Consider the following 619-nt stretch of genomic DNA (forward strand, 5'->3'; position numbering starts at 1 on the left):
CGGACGACCGGACGGATGAGGAGCTGGCCGAGGAGCTGGCCGAGGCCGAGGCGCGCGGCGCCAACCTGGCCGTGGCCCGCCGGCCTTTCCGCGAGGCGGTCGTTCAGCGCAACGGCGGCCGGGCCGACCTGGCGTTGGCCGGGTTCGTCGGCGGCCTCCCGGCCGTGGAGTCCCTGCTGAGCCGGTGGGGCCTGGTGTCCGGCGTCGATTTCTGGCGCCTGGACCCGCTCGGCCCCGGCCTGCCCACCACGGGCGAGCAGATCGCCCGCGCCCGCGAGGCCCGGGAGGCGAAGGCGGCCCGGCTGCGCGCGGCCGACGCGGTGCCTCCGTCCCGGACCACGGTGGAGTGGGGCGCGATCCAGGAGCGGCGCCGGGCGGCGCAGGAGAAGGCCGACCAGGCGCGGGAGGCCGCGGCCCGGCTCGGCCGCGACGACGACCAGGAGCACGCCATCGAGGGCCGGGAGGCGGCCTATGAGCGGTTCCGCCAGAGGCTTCGTGAGGCCAAGGCGCGTCAGGGAGCCGTCACAGTGACGGCATCCTGACGCGGCCCGCCCCCCGCTACGCGTCCCCTTCGTCGTCGGTGTCGGCGAGGCGCAGCAGCTCCTCCAGCGGCACGATG

The 619-nt window shown here is 77.2% G+C and carries 1 protein-coding gene; it reads left to right on the plus strand.

Translation table 11 applies throughout. The features are described 5' to 3' along the window. On the plus strand, window positions 1-542 hold a 542-nt coding region (locus tag ACFY9I_RS42515), incomplete at its 5' end, for a hypothetical protein (RefSeq protein WP_391012908.1). Between the last annotated feature and the right edge of the window lie 77 nt (window positions 543-619).

The organism is Streptomyces sp. NPDC012510 (assembly GCF_042955065.1).
GTDB lineage: Bacteria > Actinomycetota > Actinomycetes > Streptomycetales > Streptomycetaceae > Streptomyces.